At 60.6% G+C, this 1,154-nt stretch carries 2 protein-coding genes; both read left to right on the top strand.

The window, feature by feature from the left end:
- The coding region (locus tag Q0341_RS07560) for an ATP-binding cassette domain-containing protein (RefSeq protein ID WP_299511718.1) at positions 1-459 on the top strand (459 nt) is incomplete at its 5' end.
- The coding region (mlaE, locus tag Q0341_RS07555; RefSeq protein ID WP_299511716.1) for a lipid asymmetry maintenance ABC transporter permease subunit MlaE at positions 456-1,154 on the top strand (699 nt) is incomplete at its 3' end. The genes Q0341_RS07560 and mlaE, both read left to right, overlap by 4 nt.

Below are 1,154 nucleotides of genomic sequence, written 5' to 3'. Positions count from 1 at the left end.
GATCTGATCCGTGATATCGTGCTCATGAAGTTGGACGCAGTGGGTTTGCGTGGCGCCCGAGACTTGTCGCCCTCCGAAATTTCTGGCGGCATGAGCCGGCGGGTGGCGCTGGCCCGCGCCATTGCGCTCGACCCCGATCTGATCATGTACGACGAACCATTTGCCGGGTTGGACCCCATCTCCTTGGGCACCGCAGCGCGCTTGATACGGCGATTGAATGACAGCCTGGGCATCACCAGTGTGGTGGTCTCGCACGATGTCACCGAGACTTTTGAAATCGCCGACCATGTGGTCATCCTCGCGCATGGCGGGGTGGCCGCCCAGGGCACCCCAGCCGAGTTGCGGGCCAGCACCGATCCGCTGATCCACCAGTTTGTGCATGCCCTGAGTGACGGCCCCGTGCCTTTTCATTACCCAGCGCCCAGCCCCGCGCAAGACTATGACCGGAGGCCTGCATGAACATGGTCCAAGGACTTGCCGCTTTGGGGGCGGCCACCCGCCAGATGCTGGCCGATTGGGGTTATGCCGCGCGCTTGTTTTTCAAGCTGTTGCGCATGTCCGGCGCGGCCCTCAAACGGTTTGGCTTGGTGCGCGATCAAGTGCATTTTTTAGGCAACTATTCACTGGCCATCATCACTGTGTCGGGCTTGTTTGTGGGTTTTGTGCTGGGTTTGCAAGGCTATTACACGCTGCAGCGCTATGGATCGGCAGAGGCCTTGGGTCTGCTGGTGGCACTCAGCTTGGTACGCGAGTTGGGGCCTGTGGTGGCTGCCTTGTTGTTTGCAGGCAGGGCAGGGGCTTCACTCACGGCCGAGATCGGCTTGATGCGTGCGGGCGAGCAACTTACCGCCTTGGAAATGATGGCGGTGGACCCGTTGCAGCGCATCGTGGCACCGCGTTTTTGGGGGGGCATCATTGCCTTGCCGCTTCTCGCGGCGGTGTTCAGTGCTGTGGGCATTTTGGGCGGCTATGTGGTGGGTGTTTTGCTCATCGGTGTCGACTCGGGTGCTTTTTGGAGCCAGATGCAAGGTGGGGTCGATGTCTTCAAGGACGTTGGCAACGGCATCATCAAAAGTGTGGTCTTTGCCGTGGCGGTGACTTTCATCGCCTTGTTGCAAGGCTACGTGGCCAAGCCCACGCCCGAAGGTGTGGCC

Origin of the sequence: uncultured Limnohabitans sp. (assembly GCF_937889215.1) — a bacterium.
Taxonomy (GTDB): domain Bacteria; phylum Pseudomonadota; class Gammaproteobacteria; order Burkholderiales; family Burkholderiaceae_C; genus Limnohabitans_A.
Note: the sequence above shows the minus strand (reverse complement) of the source record. Positions and strands in the feature narration are given on the sequence as shown.